This is a genomic window from Aeromonas hydrophila subsp. hydrophila ATCC 7966 (assembly GCF_000014805.1).
GTDB classification, from domain to species: domain Bacteria; phylum Pseudomonadota; class Gammaproteobacteria; order Enterobacterales; family Aeromonadaceae; genus Aeromonas; species Aeromonas hydrophila.
Window position 1 is genome coordinate 4,470,960 of sequence record NC_008570.1, and the last position, 16,163, is coordinate 4,487,122.

Annotated in this window: 17 protein-coding genes and 3 tRNA genes; 6 read left to right on the forward strand and 14 right to left on the reverse strand. The window is 60.2% G+C overall.

Translation table 11 applies throughout. The annotated features are described in order from the left end of the window. Positions 1 to 183: 183 nt before the first annotated feature. From rplL to AHA_RS20400, 10 genes are all read right to left on the reverse strand, one after another. On the reverse strand, positions 184 to 549 hold the full coding sequence (gene rplL, locus AHA_RS20355; protein ID WP_011707702.1) for a 50S ribosomal protein L7/L12: 366 nt from the start codon (positions 547 to 549) through the stop codon (positions 184 to 186). 51 nt (positions 550 to 600) lie between these two features. Then, a complete protein-coding gene (gene rplJ, locus AHA_RS20360; RefSeq protein WP_011707703.1) occupies positions 601 to 1,101 on the reverse strand; it encodes a 50S ribosomal protein L10 in 501 nt (166 codons plus the stop codon). Positions 1,102 to 1,357: 256 nt separating this feature from the next. Beyond that, positions 1,358 to 2,059, reverse strand: coding sequence for a 50S ribosomal protein L1 (gene rplA, locus AHA_RS20365; protein WP_011707704.1), 702 nt, complete (start codon positions 2,057 to 2,059; stop codon positions 1,358 to 1,360). A 4-nt stretch (positions 2,060 to 2,063) separates the two neighbouring features. Next, positions 2,064 to 2,492 carry a 50S ribosomal protein L11 gene (rplK, locus tag AHA_RS20370; RefSeq protein WP_005318556.1) on the reverse strand — a complete coding sequence of 143 codons (429 nt, stop codon included), beginning with the start codon at positions 2,490 to 2,492 and terminating at the stop codon, positions 2,064 to 2,066. Positions 2,493 to 2,625: 133 nt separating this feature from the next. Continuing rightward, positions 2,626 to 3,177, reverse strand: coding sequence for a transcription termination/antitermination protein NusG (gene nusG, locus AHA_RS20375; protein WP_005306318.1), 552 nt, complete (start codon positions 3,175 to 3,177; stop codon positions 2,626 to 2,628). 9 nt (positions 3,178 to 3,186) lie between these two features. Beyond that, positions 3,187 to 3,558, reverse strand: coding sequence for a preprotein translocase subunit SecE (secE, locus tag AHA_RS20380; RefSeq protein WP_011707705.1), 372 nt, complete (start codon positions 3,556 to 3,558; stop codon positions 3,187 to 3,189). 60 nt (positions 3,559 to 3,618) lie between these two features. Continuing rightward, positions 3,619 to 3,695 (reverse strand) — tRNA-Trp (locus AHA_RS20385). A 53-nt stretch (positions 3,696 to 3,748) separates the two neighbouring features. Further along, positions 3,749 to 4,933 carry an elongation factor Tu gene (gene tuf, locus AHA_RS20390; RefSeq protein ID WP_011707694.1) on the reverse strand — a complete coding sequence of 395 codons (1,185 nt, stop codon included), beginning with the start codon at positions 4,931 to 4,933 and terminating at the stop codon, positions 3,749 to 3,751. 171 nt (positions 4,934 to 5,104) lie between these two features. Continuing rightward, positions 5,105 to 5,179: transfer RNA gene (locus AHA_RS20395), tRNA-Gly, on the reverse strand. Positions 5,180 to 5,217: 38 nt separating this feature from the next. After that, a tRNA-Tyr gene (locus AHA_RS20400) sits at positions 5,218 to 5,302 on the reverse strand. A gap of 261 nt (positions 5,303 to 5,563) precedes the next feature. Between AHA_RS20400 and coaA the strand changes: the two genes are divergently transcribed. Further along, the gene (coaA, locus tag AHA_RS20405; protein ID WP_011707706.1) at positions 5,564 to 6,502 is read left to right on the forward strand and encodes a type I pantothenate kinase; all 939 of its coding nucleotides are present in this window, start codon (positions 5,564 to 5,566) and stop codon (positions 6,500 to 6,502) included. A 75-nt stretch (positions 6,503 to 6,577) separates the two neighbouring features. Here the strand turns inward: coaA and birA are convergent, their stop codons facing one another. Together birA and murB are read right to left on the reverse strand one after the other, a co-directional pair. Continuing rightward, positions 6,578 to 7,543, reverse strand: coding sequence for a bifunctional biotin--[acetyl-CoA-carboxylase] ligase/biotin operon repressor BirA (gene birA / locus AHA_RS20410; protein ID WP_011707707.1), 966 nt, complete (start codon positions 7,541 to 7,543; stop codon positions 6,578 to 6,580). After that, positions 7,540 to 8,577 carry a UDP-N-acetylmuramate dehydrogenase gene (gene murB, locus AHA_RS20415; RefSeq protein WP_011707708.1) on the reverse strand — a complete coding sequence of 346 codons (1,038 nt, stop codon included), beginning with the start codon at positions 8,575 to 8,577 and terminating at the stop codon, positions 7,540 to 7,542. The genes birA and murB overlap by 4 nt, the downstream gene beginning before the upstream one ends. A 127-nt stretch (positions 8,578 to 8,704) precedes the next feature. Here murB and AHA_RS20420 point away from each other — a divergent pair, with 127 nt between their 5' ends. Further along, on the forward strand, positions 8,705 to 9,358 hold the full coding sequence (locus AHA_RS20420) for a potassium channel family protein (RefSeq protein ID WP_011707709.1): 654 nt from the start codon (positions 8,705 to 8,707) through the stop codon (positions 9,356 to 9,358). Continuing rightward, positions 9,355 to 10,710 carry a TrkH family potassium uptake protein gene (locus AHA_RS20425; RefSeq protein ID WP_011707710.1) on the forward strand — a complete coding sequence of 452 codons (1,356 nt, stop codon included), beginning with the start codon at positions 9,355 to 9,357 and terminating at the stop codon, positions 10,708 to 10,710. Before AHA_RS20420 ends, AHA_RS20425 begins: the two co-directional genes overlap by 4 nt. A 27-nt stretch (positions 10,711 to 10,737) precedes the next feature. Here the strand turns inward: AHA_RS20425 and AHA_RS20430 are convergent, their stop codons facing one another. Beyond that, entirely contained in the window at positions 10,738 to 11,565 is an 828-nt protein-coding gene (locus tag AHA_RS20430; RefSeq protein ID WP_011707711.1) for a helix-turn-helix transcriptional regulator, read from the reverse strand. Positions 11,566 to 11,665: 100 nt separating this feature from the next. On the opposite strand from AHA_RS20430, the gene AHA_RS20435 reads away from it, so the two are divergent. Further along, a complete protein-coding gene (locus tag AHA_RS20435) occupies positions 11,666 to 12,199 on the forward strand; it encodes a carboxymuconolactone decarboxylase family protein (protein ID WP_011707712.1) in 534 nt (177 codons plus the stop codon). Positions 12,200 to 12,212: 13 nt separating this feature from the next. After that, positions 12,213 to 12,647, forward strand: a complete 435-nt coding sequence (locus AHA_RS20440; protein ID WP_011707713.1) for a DUF417 family protein — start codon at positions 12,213 to 12,215, stop codon at positions 12,645 to 12,647. A 42-nt stretch (positions 12,648 to 12,689) separates the two neighbouring features. Here AHA_RS20440 and AHA_RS20445 read toward each other — a convergent pair whose 3' ends face one another. Continuing rightward, the gene (locus AHA_RS20445) at positions 12,690 to 14,660 is read right to left on the reverse strand and encodes a DNA topoisomerase III (RefSeq protein ID WP_011707714.1); all 1,971 of its coding nucleotides are present in this window, start codon (positions 14,658 to 14,660) and stop codon (positions 12,690 to 12,692) included. 364 nt (positions 14,661 to 15,024) lie between these two features. On the opposite strand from AHA_RS20445, the gene AHA_RS20450 reads away from it, so the two are divergent. Further along, positions 15,025 to 16,155, forward strand: coding sequence for a NapC/NirT family cytochrome c (locus AHA_RS20450; protein ID WP_011707715.1), 1,131 nt, complete (start codon positions 15,025 to 15,027; stop codon positions 16,153 to 16,155). Positions 16,156 to 16,163 lie beyond the last annotated feature (8 nt).

Here is a 16,163-nt window from a genome sequence, read left to right on the forward strand (position 1 = left end):
CGGGACAGCTCTGTCTCAACACCGTTTTGTGTTGGCCCGGACGAATGAAAACAGTCCGGATTGCTGGTGCACCGAGAGTCGTAAACGGTGTGAAATGCTCTCAGTCTACAGCGCAAAAAGGCTGGTGAACAAAAATTCACCAGCCCTAGCCTGTTTTATCAGGCTAATCTACATAAATGCAGATTATTTGATCTCAACAGAAGCACCGGCAGCTTCCAGCTCTTTCTTCAGAGCTTCAGCTTCGTCTTTGGAGACGGCTTCTTTCAGGTTAGCCGGAGCAGCTTCTACCAGGTCTTTGGCTTCTTTCAGGCCCAGACCGGTGGCGCCACGAACGGCTTTGATGACGGCAACTTTGTTGGCACCGGCAGCAGTCAGAACTACGTCGAACTCGGTCTTCTCTTCTACTGCTTCAGCAGCAGCCGGGCCGGCCATTACGGCAGCAGCGGCAGAAACACCGAACTTCTCTTCCATAGCTTCGATCAGCTCAACAACTTCCATTACGGACATGGAAGCAACGGCTTCGATGATTTGGTCTTTAGTGATAGACATGACAAAAATTCCTGATGTTGAATAAACTCAAACAGCCTAGATAGGCGAGAATCAAGCAGCAGCTTGTTTCTGGTCGCGAACAGCAGCGATAGTACGAACCAGCTTGCCAGCAGAGGCTTCCTTCATGGTAGCCATCAACTTCGCAATTGCTTCTTCGTAAGTCGGCAGCGTGGCCAGACGATCAATTTGTGCTGCGGCGATAAACTCACCGTTAAAAGCGCCAGCCTTGATTTCGAACTTTTGGTTCGCTTTGGCAAACTCTTTGAACAGACGAGCGGCAGCGCCCGGGTGTTCGTTAGAGAAAGCAATCAAGGTCGGACCGGTAAATGCGTTGTTCAGGCACTCGTATTCGGTACCTTCTACCGCGCGACGCAGCAGGGTGTTACGCACAACGCGCATGTACACACCGGCTTCACGAGCGGTTTTACGCAGGACGGTCATCTTGTCTACAGTCACGCCGCGAGAATCGGCAATCACTGCAGAAAGAGCGCCTTTGGCAGCTTCGTTGACTTCAGCAACAATTGCCTTTTTGTCTTCGAGTCCCAATGCCATTGGCTTAACTCCTGGATTGAATCCGGGTCAAATGACCCAGTACTGACACATCCCCCCTACCTTTACAACAGAGGGGAACGATGCGGTAGCAGGATTCCAGAAGAGAAAGAATCTTTCTCGCTGGGTTTCCGGCACCGTCTACGCAGGAAGTATTAAGGCCTTACAGCCTCCTGCGGTCTTGGACGGAGGTCGAAGCCCCCAACCAATCAAGGCGCAAAATTATAGATTAAATTTTGCGCCTTGTAAAATCCATCAATTAGGCCTGAGCTTCCAGAGAAGCTTGGTCTACGGCAACACCGGCACCCATGGTGGTGGAGATGCTGACTTTCTTGATGAATACACCCTTGGCGGAAGACGGCTTGGCCTTTTTCAGGGCAACCAGCAGAGCTTCCAAGTTTTCTTTCAGCTGAACTTCATTGAAAGAAACCTTGCCCAGGGTGGTGTGAATGATACCGTTCTTGTCATTACGGTAACGAACCTGACCAGCCTTGGCGTTCTTGACGGCTTCGGCAACGTTAGGAGTTACAGTACCAACTTTCGGGTTCGGCATCAGACCGCGCGGGCCCAGGATTTGACCCAGCTGACCAACAACGCGCATGGCATCCGGGGATGCGATAACTACGTCGAAGTTCATCTCGCCTTTCTTGACCAGATCGGCCAGATCGTCCATACCAACCAGTTCAGCACCGGCAGCTTTGGCAGCTTCGGCGTTGGCACCTTGGGTGAATACGGCTACGCGCACTTCGCGACCGGTACCGTGCGGCAGTACAGTTGCACCACGTACGTTTTGGTCGGATTTACGAGCATCGATACCCAGGTTAACGGCAACGTCAACGCTTTCAACGAACTTGGCAGTAGCCAGTTCTTTCAGCAGGGCAATGGCTTCGTTGATGGAGTACTCTTTGGTACCGTCAACTTTTTCGCGAATAACGCGCATACGCTTGGAAAGTTTTGCCATTGTCTTAATCCTCCACTACCAGGCCCATGGAACGAGCGGAGCCGGCGATGCAACGTACTTTTGCATCCAGATCGGCACCGGTCATATCCGGCTCTTTGGTCTTGGCGATTTCTTGCAGCTGAGCCACAGTCACCTTACCAACCTTGTCTTTGTTCGGCTTGGCAGAACCAGACTGGATACCAGCAGCTTTCTTCAGCAGGAAGGCAGCGGGCGGAGTCTTGGTTTCGAAGGTGAAGGAACGGTCGCTGTAAACGGTGATCACGACCGGAGTCGGTGAGCCTTTTTCCAGCTTTTCTGTACGGGCGTTGAATGCCTTACAGAATTCCATGATGTTCACACCGTGCTGACCCAGAGCAGGACCAACGGGAGGGCTGGGGTTAGCACTGCCAGCCTTAACTTGCAGCTTGATATAAGCTGTGACTTTCTTAGCCATTACAAAAATACCTCAGAAATGGGTTCTAACGCCTCGGAGACATGCTCCTGCAAACGGCTCCCCAACTAATAAAGGGGCAGCGAATTATAATGACATTCGCTGCCCCTGACAACCGTTAACGAACAGAGTTTAATCAGCCCTTTTCGACCTGACCAAAATCCAGCTCTACCGGTGTAGAACGACCGAAGATCAAAACGGAGACCTTCACGCGGCTCTTTTCGTAGTCCACCTCTTCAACGGTACCGTTGAAGTCAGCGAACGGACCATCGGCAACCCGCACCATTTCACCCGGTTCAAACAGGGTTTTCGGACGCGGCTTGTCGTGGGCATCTTGCAGACGATTGAGGATGGCATCCGCTTCTTTATCAGAGATAGGAGCAGGACGATCAGAGGTGCCACCAATGAAGCCCATGACGCGCGGTACGTTGCGTACCAGGTGCCACGTGGTCTCATCCATGATCATCTGAACCAGGACGTAACCCGGGAAAAACTTGCGCTCACTCTTGCGCTTCTGGCCAGCGCGCATCTCGACCACTTCTTCGGTCGGGACCAGCACTTCACCGAACATGTCTTCCATGCCATGCATCTTGATATGTTCACGCAGGGATTTAGCAACACGGCCTTCATAGCCGGAAAACGCCTGCACCACATACCATCTCATACGTTGTTCACGTTGTTCAGTCATGGCTTATCCTTACACACCGGTAATCAGGTTGACCAACCAGACCAAGGCACCGTCCAGAATGAACAGCAACAGCCCCATCACGGCAGTCACCGCCAGCACAATCAGGGTTGTCTGAATGGCTTCCTGGCGGGTCGGCCATACGACCTTGCGGACTTCCAGGCGAGACTCACGGGCAAATGCCAGTGTCGCCTTTCCCTTGGTGGTTTGCAGGGCTACTGCACCGGCAGCAGCAATGACAACGACCACACCCAGGGCGCGGACGGCAGCGACGACATCGTTGAGCAGGTAATTACCCACTACAGCGGCCGCCAGGATAATGAAAACCAGGCCCCAAAGCAGGGTATCCTTGCTTCCGCCCTGGCTCTCAGAACTAACACTCATACAACCCACCTGTATCTGACGTAACCAAAGACACAAAAGCCCCGTACGAGACGAGGTATATGGCAGGGGCGGCAGGACTCGAACCCGCAACCATCGGTTTTGGAGACCGCTGTTCTACCAATTCGAACTACGCCCCTGCATAAGAAAGCCCCTATTATAGGGGCTTTGCTTTATTTATGTAAGCCAAAGATTAAGCGATAACTTTAGCTACAACACCAGCACCTACGGTACGGCCACCTTCACGGATGGCGAAACGCAGGCCGTCGTCCATCGCGATCGGCGCAATCAGGGTAACAACCATCTTGATGTTGTCGCCCGGCATTACCATCTCTACGCCTTCCGGCAGTTCGATGGTACCGGTCACGTCGGTAGTACGGAAGTAGAACTGCGGACGGTAGCCTTTGAAGAACGGGGTATGACGACCACCTTCTTCTTTGGACAGCACGTACACTTCAGATTCGAACTTGGTGTGCGGCTTGATGGTGCCCGGCTTGGCCAGTACCTGACCACGCTCTACGTCTTCACGCTTCACGCCACGCAGCAGTGCACCGATGTTCTCGCCTGCACGACCTTCGTCCAGCAGTTTGCGGAACATTTCAACGCCGGTACAGGTGGTCTTGGTGGTATCTTTGATACCAACGATTTCCACTTCTTCACCAACTTTGACGATACCGCGCTCTACACGACCGGTCACTACGGTACCGCGGCCAGCGATGGAGAATACGTCTTCGATAGGCATCAGGAACGGCAGGTCGATGGCACGCTCCGGCTCCGGAATGTAGGTGTCCAGGTGGCCAGCCAGTTCCAGGATCTTCTCTTCCCACTGAGCTTCGCCTTCCAGCGCTTTCAGTGCAGAACCACGGACTACCGGCAGGTCATCACCCGGGAAGTCGTACTCGGACAGCAGTTCGCGAACTTCCATCTCGACCAGTTCCAGCAGCTCTTCGTCATCTACCATGTCACACTTGTTCATGAACACGATGATGTACGGAACGCCTACCTGACGACCCAGCAGGATGTGCTCACGAGTCTGCGGCATCGGGCCGTCAGTCGCTGCTACTACCAGGATCGCGCCGTCCATCTGGGCAGCACCGGTGATCATGTTTTTAACGTAGTCGGCGTGACCCGGGCAGTCTACGTGCGCGTAGTGACGGGTGGCGGTGTCGTATTCTACGTGGGAGGTGTTGATGGTGATACCACGCTCACGCTCTTCCGGTGCCTTGTCGATCTGGTCGAAGGCGAAAGCCTTACCACCGAAGTGCTTGGCCAGCACGTTGGTGATAGCGGCAGTCAGGGTGGTTTTACCGTGGTCAACGTGGCCGATGGTACCCACGTTAACGTGCGGTTTATTACGCTCAAATTTTTCTTTAGACATGATCGTCCCTCTAAACTAACGCTGAGTACGCGGTGGCAAGCTAACCACAGAACAGTTTATATGATGGATTTGAATCTGGTGGGGAAGAGAGGCTGGTGCTGACAGGCAGGTTCGATTGCCGAACTCACCCTAAGGTGTGGCTCTGCTATCGCCTGAGCCGTATCAGCATCTTGGAGCGGGCAGCGGGAATCGAACCCGCATCATCAGCTTGGAAGGCTGAGGTAATAGCCATTATACGATGCCCGCATTTCTCTAACCCAAAGAACTCAAACCGCAGAGAAATATGGTGGAGGGAGAAGGATTCGAACCTTCGAAGGCAGAGCCGTCAGATTTACAGTCTGATCCCTTTGGCCGCTCGGGAACCCCTCCGCTACATAAATGCCACAACGGTAATTCTGCTTGCACCCGTTGTTTTATCGCTTTTGCCGAGCAAATAGACGACAGACATCTAAGCGTCGCGCATTTTATGGTAAGCATTTTGGGGATGCAACCATTGCGCCTTGCAAAATGTGCATTATTGCCGGGAACCAGGCAAAAAAGGACTCACTCTCCGCTCGAAACCGTCGCTTCTCTTGTCGCTCCCCACCCCTTGGTGTATGGTCGCCCTGCCCAAGAAACAGTGATGACACCATGACGACAGAGCATAACCCCTATCTGCAATTCACCCGCGAACAATGGGCGTTATTGCGCGACTCGGTCCCTTTGACCCTGACCGAGCACGATCTGCAGACCCTGCGCGGGATCAATGAAAAGGTGTCATTGCAGGAGGTGGAAGAGATCTACCTGCCCCTCTCCCGCCTGCTCAACCTCTACGTCAAGGCCAAGCAGCGCCGCAGCCGGGTACTGGAACAGTTTCTCGGTCAGTCCCGCGGCAAGGGTACCTACATCATCAGCATCGCCGGCAGCGTGGCGGGGGGCAAGAGCACCACGGCGCGCATCATGCAGGCATTGCTGGAACGCTGGCCGGAGCACCCGCGGGTGGAGCTGGTCACCACCGACGGCTTTCTCTATCCCAACAAGGTGCTGGAAGAGCGCGGCCTGATGCGCCGCAAGGGCTTCCCGGAATCCTACGACATCCGTCATCTGGTGGAATTTGTCGCCAACATCCGCGCCGGCCACGAAAAGGTCGAGGCGCCCGTCTACTCCCACCTTATCTACGACATCATCCCTGACGAGAAGAAGGTGGTGGAGCAGCCGGACATCCTGATCCTCGAAGGGCTCAATGTACTGCAGAGCGGCATGGATTATCCGCAGGAGCCCCATAGAGTCTTCGTCTCCGATTTCGTCGACTTCTCCATCTATGTGGATGCCGAGGCCGAGCTGCTGCGCACCTGGTATATCGAGCGCTTCCTCAAGTTCAGAAGTGGCGCCTTCTCGGATCCGGACTCCTACTTCCACCACTACGCCAAGCTGGCGGAGAGCGAAGCGACCAAGATTGCCAACAATATCTGGCAAGATATCAACTATCTGAATTTGAAAGAGAACATACTGCCGACCCGGGAGCGGGCCAACCTGATCCTGACCAAGGGCAACGAGCACGCCATCGAGCAGATCAAGCTGCGCAAGTAGCGGCTACCAACACGAATCAACATGAAGAGGGGGCCCGCAGGCCCCCTCTTCTATTCATGACGATCGCCACCGCCTTCAGTCGCCCCGGCGCAGGGAGATCTCACCGCCCAGGTAGAACTTGATCCCCTCTGCGGTCTCCAGCCGCAGGGCGCCGCGATCATCGATGCCACGCGCCACGCCGCGGATCTCCTGCTCACCCATCAGCAGCCGCACCGGTCGGCCGGCGAAGTGATCGAGCCGGTTCCAGTCCGCCACGAAGCTGGCGAGACCACTCTGTTCGAAGGTGAGCATGGCCTGCTGCAGGTGATCGAGCACCCGGCCGGCCAGCAGATTGCGATCCACCAGTTCCGGCTGGATGTGGCGCAGTTCGGACCAGGCCTGATCGATCCGCTCCCCCTCCCGGCTCGGCATCGCCAGATTGAGGCCGACGCCGATCACCAGATGACAGCTGGCACCGGCACTGCCGCTCATCTCCACCAGAATGCCCGCCAGTTTGCGGCCCTGATAATAGAGGTCATTCGGCCATTTCAGCTCCACCCCCGGATAACCGAGGGATTCCAGCGCCTGCACCACGGCCACGCCGACCGCCAGACTCAGCCCCATGGCGGCCGCCATGCCCTGCTCAAGCCGCCAGTACATGCTGAGGATCAGCTGGCACCCGAAGGGGGAGACCCAGGGCTTGCCGCGCCGGCCACGACCGGCGGTCTGGCACTCGGCCAGGCAGCTCTCGCCGGAGCTCAGCTGGTTGACCCGCTCCAGCAGGTACTGGTTGGTGGAGTCGATGACCGGAAAGCAGTGTACCGGCGCCATCGGCGCCAACGCCTGCAGTTGCACCTCGTCATAGAGCGCCATCGGCACCGCCAGCCGATAACCCTTGCCGGTCAGGCTGAACAAGTCCAGCCCCAGCTCCTTGAGCGCGGCCATGTGCTTGCTGACCGCCGCCCGGCTGATACCAAGCTGCTCACCCAGTTGTTCGCCGGAGTGAAACTGGCCGTCGCTGAGCAGGGTGATCAGGGTCTGTCTGATGGGGGTCAGGGTCATGAGAGCACCTCGTCGAGCCAGGTTTCACCGCTGCGCCCCATGAAGCGCACCTCGTGCTCCAGCAGCACGCCGAACTTCTGCTCCACGCTGTCGCGTACGTGAGCCGCCAGGGCGATCAGCTCCATGGCGCTGGCACCGCCCAGGTTGACCAGCACCAGGGCCTGCTCCTGATGCACGGCGGCGCGGCCGATGGCAAACCCCTTGAGGCCGCACTGATCGATGAGCCAGCCCGCGGCCAGCTTGGCCTGCCCGTCAGCGGTCGGGTAACAGGGAAGGTGCGGATATTGCTGCTTGAGCTGATCGGCCTGCGCCGCCGTCACCACGGGGTTCTTGAAGAAGCTGCCGGCATTGCCGAGCACGGCCGGATCCGGCAGCTTGACCATGCGGGTGGCACAGACGGTGTCGAAGATGGCCTGCGCCGTGGGCTGCTCACCGAGCGCGGCCAGCGGGCCATACCCCGCCACCGGCTGCCAGGCCTTGGGCAGGCGCAGGCCGACGGCGGTGATGAAGTGGCTGTCCTGACAGGCGTGCTTGAAGATGCTGTCGCGATAGCCGAACCCGCAGGCGGCCGCCTCGATGCGCTCCAGCTGGCCACTCTGCCAGTTGAACGTCTCCACATAGGCGCAGACGCTGGCCAGCTCGACCCCGTAGGCGCCGATATTCTGCACCGGGGCAGCTCCGACCGTGCCCGGGATCAGCGCCAGGTTTTCGAGCCCGAACCAGCCCTGCTGCAGGCTATGGCACACCAGCTCATGCCAGTTCTCGCCGGCCGCCACGTGCAGCAACCAGTGATCCCCCTCGTCGTGCAGCGTTATCCCCTTGAGCCGGTTGAGCACTACGACACCGGCGAAGTCATCGCAAAACAGCACGTTGCTGCCACCGCCCAGCACCAGCCGCGGCAGGCCGGCCAGCTCGGGGTTGGCCACCAGTTGCGGCAGATCGTCGATCCGTTCCACTTCGGCCAGCCAGCGGCAATGGGCATCGAGGGCGAGGGTGTTGAGCGTCAACAAGGAGGCGTAAGGGGTGAGTTTCATCTGCGTGTCCCGACAATGGCAAGCGGGCAGTCTACCTTATATTGCCGCCGGACGAAAAATCCGCCCCCCTTTTCGGACTCATGCCGCAGGAGTAGAGTATCCGGCTCCGACGCTTGAGGAAGTACTCATGAACAACCAATTTGCCGTCATCGGCCTGGGACTGTTTGGCAGCGCCCTGTGTGAAGAGCTGCAACGGCAGGATGCCGAGGTGCTGGCGATAGACATCGACGAGAGCAAGACCCGTCAGATAGCCACCCTCTGCAACCACGTCATCGTCGCCGATGCCACCGACGAGGCCACAGTGGCCGAGCTGGGGCTGGCCGACTTCGACATCGTCTTCGTCGCCATCGGTGACAACCTCGAGACCAGCATCCTTACCACCCTCGTCCTCAAGGAAGCCGGCGTGAAGAAGGTGTGGGTCAAGGCGCGCGACAAGTTCCACGCCAAGATCCTGCAGAAGGTGGGGGCCGACAAGGTGATCAACCCGGAGTGGGACATGGGCCGCCGGGTCGCCCAGAGCATGCTGGACAACCGGCTGTTCGACTATCTGGAGCTGGGCCACGACATGGTGCTGACCGAGTTCGTCATCGGTTTGCCGCAAAATGGCCGCACCCTCGCCGACCTGCATCTGCTGCAACAGACCGAACTGCAACTGCTGGCCATCAAGCGCGGCCAGGTGCTGCACAACGTGCTGACCGGCAAGATGGAGCTGCAACTGGGTGACATCCTGATCCTGGCGGGCAACAAGCACGCCATCGACCACTGGCTGGAAACCCTATGACCCGCTGGCGTAGCAACTACGCCTTCGCCCTGCACCGGGACGACGAGTCGCGCTGGAGCGAAGCCAAGCTGATCCTCGGCAGCTTCCTGATCATCCTGCTGGTCGGCACCCTGTTTCTGGTGCAGCCCTCCAGCCACAACGGCGAAGTGAGCTTCATCAACGCCCTGTTCACCGCCACCTCGGCCATCAGCGTGACCGGGCTCGGGGTGGTGGATACCGGCACCGCCTTCACCCTGCAGGGGCAGATCTTTTTGCTGATGCTGATGGAGATTGGCGGCCTCGGCCAGATGACCATGACCCTGCTGCTGATCGCCATGTTCAGCAAGCGGGTCGGTCTGCGCCAGCAGGTGCTGGCCAAGGAGGCGCTGGGCCAGGAGGGGTCGGTCAACATCATCCAGCTGGTGAAGCGGATCGTGCTGTTCGCCTTCATCGCCCAGCTCATCGGCACCGGCCTGATGGCCATCCGCTGGGTGCCCGAGCTCGGCTGGGAGCGCGGCCTCTACGTCAGCTTCTTCCACGCGGTCTCGGCCTTCAACAACGCCGGCTTCTCGCTGTTTGCCAACAATCTCATGGACTACAGAGACGACCCCATCATCAGCCTGACCATAGCCGCGCTGATCATTCTGGGGGGGATCGGCTTCACCGTCATCGTCGACCTGGTGCGCAATCGCCGCTGGCGCAAGCTCAAGCTGCACAGCAAGCTGATGCTGATCATGACCCCGGGCCTGCTGCTGCTGGGTACCCTGATGTTCTGGCTGCTGGAGCACAACAACCCGGGCACCCTCGGCAAGGCCTCCTTCGGCGGTCAGTGGCTGGCGGCCTTCTTCCAGTCCACCAGCGCCCGTACCGCCGGCTTCAACTCCATCGACATCGGCCAGATGGTGCCCGCCTCTTTGTTGTTCATGATGATGCTGATGTTTGTCGGGGCCGGCGCCACCTCCACCGGTGGCGGTATCAAGGTGACCACCTTCGCGGTGGTGCTGCTGGCGACCAAGGCGTTTCTGACCAAGCGCCCCCACGTCACCGCCTTCGGCCGCACCCTGTCACCCCAGATAGTGACCCGATCGCTGGCCATCATCATCGTCAGCACCATGGTGCTGATGCTGGCCATGTTCCTGCTGATGCTCACCGAGCAGCAGTCCTTCGACAAGATCATGTTCGAGACCATCTCGGCGTTTGCCACCGTGGGGCTCTCCACCGGCATCACCGCCGGTCTGAGCGAACCGGGCAAGCTGATCCTGGTGCTGGTGATGATCTGCGGCCGTCTCGGCCCGCTGACCCTGGCCTTCATGCTGGCCCGCCCGAGCGAGACCCGCATCAAGTATCCGGAAGAAGCCGTCTACACCGGCTGATGACACCGGGGCCCGCCGCGGCCCCGGTCATTCGCGCTGCCGCGTCTTGAGCCAGCGTCCCGGGCTCATGCCGAACTCCCGTTCAAACGCCCGCCCAAAGGCAGTTCCGCCGCTGTACCCCGCCCCCAGCGCCACCTGAGTGATGGACTCCCCTGCCAGCAGCTGCTGACTGGCCAGCATCATGCGCCAGCGCGTCAGATAGCCCAGTGGCGTCTGCCCGGTCAGCGCCTGGAAATGGGCGGCGAAGCGGGCGCGCGACATGCCCGCCTCCCGTGCCAGCGTCTCTACCGTCCAGGGCTCGTCTCCCCGCTGATGCATGGCCGTGACGGCCCGCGCCAGACGCAGGTCGGAAAGCGCAGCCAGCATCCCCTGCCGGCAGTGCCCCTGTTCCACCAGATGGCGCAACAGCAGGATCAGCAGCACCTCCAGCAGGCGGGAGAGGATCGGTGGCTGGCCATAGCGGTCGGCGAAGGCCTCCTCGAACAGCAGGGTCAGCACCGGCGCCATGGCCGGAATCGTCTGCAGCGGCAGTACCAGGGTATCCGGCAGTGCCAGCTGCAATGGTGAGTCACCGGTCGGTCCGAACGACACGCTGGCGCACACCAGATCGCAGCCCGCCAGCTGACGCGGCTCGAGCCTGTGTCCCCGCCCACGGGGAAACAGGATCAGGGTCGGTTCCGTCAGCAGCAGGGGCTCGCCCCCCTCCTCGCGCAGCAACAGTTCGCCACGGCGCAGCAGGTGCAGGTGGCCACCAGCCGGATAGTCATGGCTGTGGGAGTGCTGGCACAGGTTGCCGGCAAAGAAGAGGTTGGCCCGGGGCGCGGCATGGGCCAGCAGTATCGAAAGTGGATCCATGTTTGAGACGATAAGTCGCCAATAGTGGACTATGGGTGATAAACCGTACCATTAAAACCGGCATAGTGTCTCCCGTACCCAACCCAAACAGGAGCACATCATGAGTCGCATTCACCCCGTGAGCCAGCCCAAACCGGCTGCCGCCCCCACCTTCGCCGCCCTCAAAAGCAGCCTTGGCAAGGTTCCCAACCTCTACGCCACCCTGGCCCATTCACCCGTGGTGCTCAACGGCCTGCTCGGTTTTGCCGATGCGCTGGGCAAAGGGCGGCTCAGTGCCCGCCAGCGGGAGCTGCTGGCACTGGCCATCGGCCAGGCCAACGCCTGCCAATACTGCCTGTCGGCCCACACCCTGCTGGCTGGCCGGGCCGGTTTCGATGACGACGCCATCCGGGCTGCCCGTCTGGTCCAGGCGGCGGATCCACTCGATCACGCCCTGCTGCAGCTGGCGGTCGCCCTGGTTACCCAGCGCGGTGTCATCAGCGATCAACAGCTGGCCGCAGCCCGTGCCGCGGGCGTGGATGATGAGCTGGCAATGGAGGTACTGGGACAGGTGGTCATCAATACCCTGACCAACTACGGCAATCATCTGGCGGCAACCGACATCGACTTCCCGCCGGTCACTCTCACCCCCTGACAAAGGAGCATGAATGGAACGCCATGACCGAGGTTTTCTGATCGCCCTCGCCGGGGTGGTACTGACCCTGCTCTGGATCGGCGTGTTCAAGTTCACGCCGACCGAGGCGGCGGCCATCCGGCCGCTGGTGGCAAGCCACCCGCTGATGAGCTGGCTCTATGCCGTGCTCTCGGAGCAAGCCGTCTCCAATCTGATCGGACTGGTCGAGATCCTGATCGCTGGCGGTCTGATTGCCGGCCTGTGGCGACCACGTCTGGGCTACTGGAGCAGCCTGGGGGCCATCCTGACCTTCCTCGTGACCCTCAGCTTTCTGCTGACCCTGCCGGACGTCTGGAAGCTGGTCGACGGAGTGCCGGTCACCGAGTTCTTCATCTTCAAGGATCTGGTACTGCTCGGCGTTGCCTGGCATTACCTCAATTTGAGTCGCGCCAGACTGGCCGACGCCTGACGACAATGCCTTTTTGCGCCCCGACAGGGGCGCTTTTTTTTATCAGGCAGCCTTGGCCGGCCGCTTGCTCCCCCGCTTGGCTGTCCCGCTCGTGCCACCAGCCGCCGTGCTGCGCTTGCGCTTGGTGAAGCGGCGTTTGTCGGCTCCGGGCACCGCCTTGGGCAGGGCGCTGAAGCTGGCCCCCGAATCCTGTCTGGCGCCGTCGATCAGGCCGTTCAACTGCTCGGTCAGCGGCCCCATGAATTGCTGATAGCTCGTCTGCCGCTCGGCAATCCGGCCGAGGTGCTGCTCCCACAACGCCGTCATGTCCGGCGTGGTGGCGGTGGCAGGCAGCGCCAGGATCAGCGCCCGTCCGGTGGGGGTGCCCTTGATGCTCTTGCCCTGGCGCACCAGAAAACGGCGCTTGAACAGCAGATCTATGATGCCCGCCCGGGTCGCCTCGGTGCCGAGACCGTCGGTCTCGCGCAGTGTCTTGCGGATCTCGGGGTCCTGCACGTAGCGGGCGATGCCGGTCATGGCGGCCAGCAGGGTGGCATCGGTGAACGACTTGGGTGCCTGGGTCATCTTCTCCAGCAGCGCCCCCCGCTCGCACAGCAGCTGCTCCCCCTCTTTCAGGGCGGGCAGGGTACCGGCTTTCTCTTCGTCGTCATCTTCTTCCACCCCCAATAGGGCCTTCCAGCCCGCCTTGAGGATCCGCCGCGCCTTGGCCTGGAACAGGCCGCCGGCGATGCGCAGCAGCACCTTGCTGTCGTTGTACTCGAACGGCGGGTAGAACTGCAGCAGGTACTGACGGGCAATCAGGCCGTAAAGCTTCGCCTCGTCAGCCCCCAGCGTGGCCGGGTTGCCCTGCTTCTCGGTGGGGATGATGGCATGGTGAGCGTCCACCTTGCCGTCGTTCCACGCCTTGCTGCGGATCTTGCCGTCCGCCTCGCTCACCGCCTTGGCCAGCGCCGGCGCCGTGCTGGCGATGGCCTCCCGCACCTGGCCGGCCCGGTTGAAGTGATCGCTCGGCAGATGACGGCTGTCGGATCGCGGGTAGGTAATCAGCTTGTGGCGCTCGTAGAGCCCCTGGCAGACGTCCAGCACCCGCTTGGCGTCCATGCCGAACCGCTTGGCGGCATCGATCTGCAGGCTGGAGAGGTTGTAGGGCAGCGGCGCCGCCTGCTTGCGGGCCTGCTCCTCCACCTCCTCCACCAGTGCGGGTTGACCCTGGATCCGCTCCACCACCTTGGCGGCCAGCGCCCGGTTGAGCACACGACCCTCCTCGTCCTGCCAGGGCAGACAGGCCTCGGAAGGCAGCCACTTGGCGCTGAAACGCTCGTTGCCTTCGGTCTGTAGATGGGCCAGCACCTCGAAGAAGGGCTTGGGCACGAAGGCTTCTATCTCGAGATCCCGCCGTACCACCAGCCCCAGCAGCGGCGTCTGTACCCGACCGACCGACAGCAGCTCGCTGCAACCCCCCTTGCGGCCAAGCAGGGTATAGGCGCGGGTCATGTTGATGCCGTAGAGCCAGTCGGCCCGGCTGCGGGCCAGCGCCGACACCGCCAGCGGCACGAACTCCTTGTTGTCCCTGAGCTTGTCGAGGGCACGGCGCACCGCCGGTGGGTTGAGATCGCTGATGAGACAGCGCAGCACCGGCCTGGTTTTGCCGTAGCCGAGGAAATCGATCACCTCGTCCACCAGCAGCTGCCCCTCCCGGTCCGGGTCACCGGCGTTGACCACGCAGTCGGCCTGCTTGAGCAGGCGCTTGATGACGGTGAGCTGGGTCTTGGTCTTCGGCTTGGCCACCAGTTGCCACTGGCTCGGGACGATGGGTAGCGACTCCATGCGCCACTGCTTGTAGGCGGCGTCATAGGCATCCGGCTCGGCCTGCTCCAGCAGATGGCCGATGCACCAGGTCACCACATCCCCCTGCGCGGTTTCGATAAAACCGTCCCCCTTCTTGTGGGGCTTGGGCAGCACGTCGGCAATGGCACGTCCCAGACTGGGCTTCTCGGCGATGAAGAGTCGCATGGCAAACACCTGAATACTGTATATGTGAACAGTATATAACGGGCCCCGGGCAAAGCCCAAGCCCTCCGCGGGCGCGAGGCGACAGGCCCTTGCCGAGGCAGGATCGATTGAGAGGGGGTGGCGGGCGGGTGCACAACTCCGCCAGGTGGTGGATGGCAGGCCCCGGCTGGCCATGCCTCAAACGAGGACAAAAAAGACGATAAAATCGCAGGAAGTTAAATTAAATTCAATTAAATGATAAATTACAAAATAATAAATGTATTTAAAATAACAATGCAAAATATAAATCATGATAGAGGTCAATCAACTACCTCTCAATGGATACTACTATATTGGTAATATTTGATCGTAGGAAAACGCCGTCATGCTTGGAAAATTGTTGAGAAAAACCTGGTTCTGGCTACTGCTGCTCGGGGCCCTCTTGGGCGTTGCAGCGCTGGGGGTCACGGTGACCGTCATGCACAAGACCAGCGCCACCGAGTTCTGCGTCTCCTGTCACTCCATGCAGACCCCGCTGGCCGAGTATCAGGGCAGCGTCCACTTCCAGAACGTGAAGGGCATCCGTGCCGAGTGCGCCGACTGCCACATTCCGGGTGATCCCACCTCCTATCTGTGGACCAAGATCCGCGCCGTGAAGGACATCTATCACGAGGCGATCGGCACCCTCGATACGCCAGAGAAATACGAGGCTCACAAGCTGCGCATGGCGCAGTCGGTGTGGGACGAGCTGAAGGCCAACGACTCCGCCACCTGCCGCAGCTGCCACAGCTACGCGGCGATGGACATCCTGGCCCAGCGCCCCAACGCCCGTGCCGAGCACCCGGTCGCCATCAAGGAGGGCCAGACCTGCATCGACTGCCACCGCGGCGTCGCCCACATCATGCCCGACATGAGCGGCCTGGCAGCCGCCGGTGCCAGCGAGCTGGCGCAAGCCGCCGCCCAGACCCCGGCCAACGTCACCACCCGTTACGCCATCGCCACCACCCCGCTCTATCTGGATGCCAACGCCAAGACCGACGAAGGCACCCTGATGCCCTCCACCCAGGTGGAAGTGCTGGCCAACGACAACGGCCGCGCCCAGGTGCGCATCGACGGCTGGCAGCAGGACGGGGTGAGCGAGGTGTTCTACGCCGCCCCCGGCAAGCGCATCCTGAGTACCCTGCTCGGCGACAAGGCCAAGGCGCAGCTCACCACCGGCAAGAGCGAAACCGACAGCGCCACCAACCTCACCTGGCATCAGGTCAGCCTGACCGCCTGGGTGGATCAAAGCCAGCTCATCGGCGATCAGGGCAAGCTGTGGCAGTACGCCTCCACCCTGATGTCCAACAACTGTACCGGCTGCCACGGCCTCACCGCGCTGGATCACTTCAATGCCAACCAGTGGATCGGCGTCATCAAGGGGATGGAATCCCGTACCTCCCTGACCCCGGAACAGGCTCGCATGTTGACCCAATACGTCCAGAAACATGCCAGTGACATGAGCGCGACGCACTAAGGCTGGCA

What these genes read in the sequence shown, in the direction of transcription:
- rplL (WP_011707702.1), bottom strand. Translation starts at nt 549, where the DNA reads ATGTCTATCACTAAAGACCAAATCATCGAAGCCGTTGCTTCCATGTCC.
- rplJ (WP_011707703.1), bottom strand. Translation starts at nt 1,101, where the DNA reads ATGGCATTGGGACTCGAAGACAAAAAGGCAATTGTTGCTGAAGTCAAC.
- rplA (WP_011707704.1), bottom strand. Translation starts at nt 2,059, where the DNA reads ATGGCAAAACTTTCCAAGCGTATGCGCGTTATTCGCGAAAAAGTTGAC.
- rplK (WP_005318556.1), bottom strand. Translation starts at nt 2,492, where the DNA reads ATGGCTAAGAAAGTCACAGCTTATATCAAGCTGCAAGTTAAGGCTGGC.
- nusG (WP_005306318.1), bottom strand. Translation starts at nt 3,177, where the DNA reads ATGACTGAACAACGTGAACAACGTATGAGATGGTATGTGGTGCAGGCG.
- secE (WP_011707705.1), bottom strand. Translation starts at nt 3,558, where the DNA reads ATGAGTGTTAGTTCTGAGAGCCAGGGCGGAAGCAAGGATACCCTGCTT.
- tuf (WP_011707694.1), bottom strand. Translation starts at nt 4,933, where the DNA reads ATGTCTAAAGAAAAATTTGAGCGTAATAAACCGCACGTTAACGTGGGT.
- coaA (WP_011707706.1), top strand. Translation starts at nt 5,564, where the DNA reads ATGACGACAGAGCATAACCCCTATCTGCAATTCACCCGCGAACAATGG.
- birA (WP_011707707.1), bottom strand. Translation starts at nt 7,543, where the DNA reads ATGACCCTGACCCCCATCAGACAGACCCTGATCACCCTGCTCAGCGAC.
- murB (WP_011707708.1), bottom strand. Translation starts at nt 8,577, where the DNA reads ATGAAACTCACCCCTTACGCCTCCTTGTTGACGCTCAACACCCTCGCC.
- AHA_RS20420 (WP_011707709.1), top strand. Translation starts at nt 8,705, where the DNA reads ATGAACAACCAATTTGCCGTCATCGGCCTGGGACTGTTTGGCAGCGCC.
- AHA_RS20425 (WP_011707710.1), top strand. Translation starts at nt 9,355, where the DNA reads ATGACCCGCTGGCGTAGCAACTACGCCTTCGCCCTGCACCGGGACGAC.
- AHA_RS20430 (WP_011707711.1), bottom strand. Translation starts at nt 11,565, where the DNA reads ATGGATCCACTTTCGATACTGCTGGCCCATGCCGCGCCCCGGGCCAAC.
- AHA_RS20435 (WP_011707712.1), top strand. Translation starts at nt 11,666, where the DNA reads ATGAGTCGCATTCACCCCGTGAGCCAGCCCAAACCGGCTGCCGCCCCC.
- AHA_RS20440 (WP_011707713.1), top strand. Translation starts at nt 12,213, where the DNA reads ATGGAACGCCATGACCGAGGTTTTCTGATCGCCCTCGCCGGGGTGGTA.
- AHA_RS20445 (WP_011707714.1), bottom strand. Translation starts at nt 14,660, where the DNA reads ATGCGACTCTTCATCGCCGAGAAGCCCAGTCTGGGACGTGCCATTGCC.
- AHA_RS20450 (WP_011707715.1), top strand. Translation starts at nt 15,025, where the DNA reads ATGCTTGGAAAATTGTTGAGAAAAACCTGGTTCTGGCTACTGCTGCTC.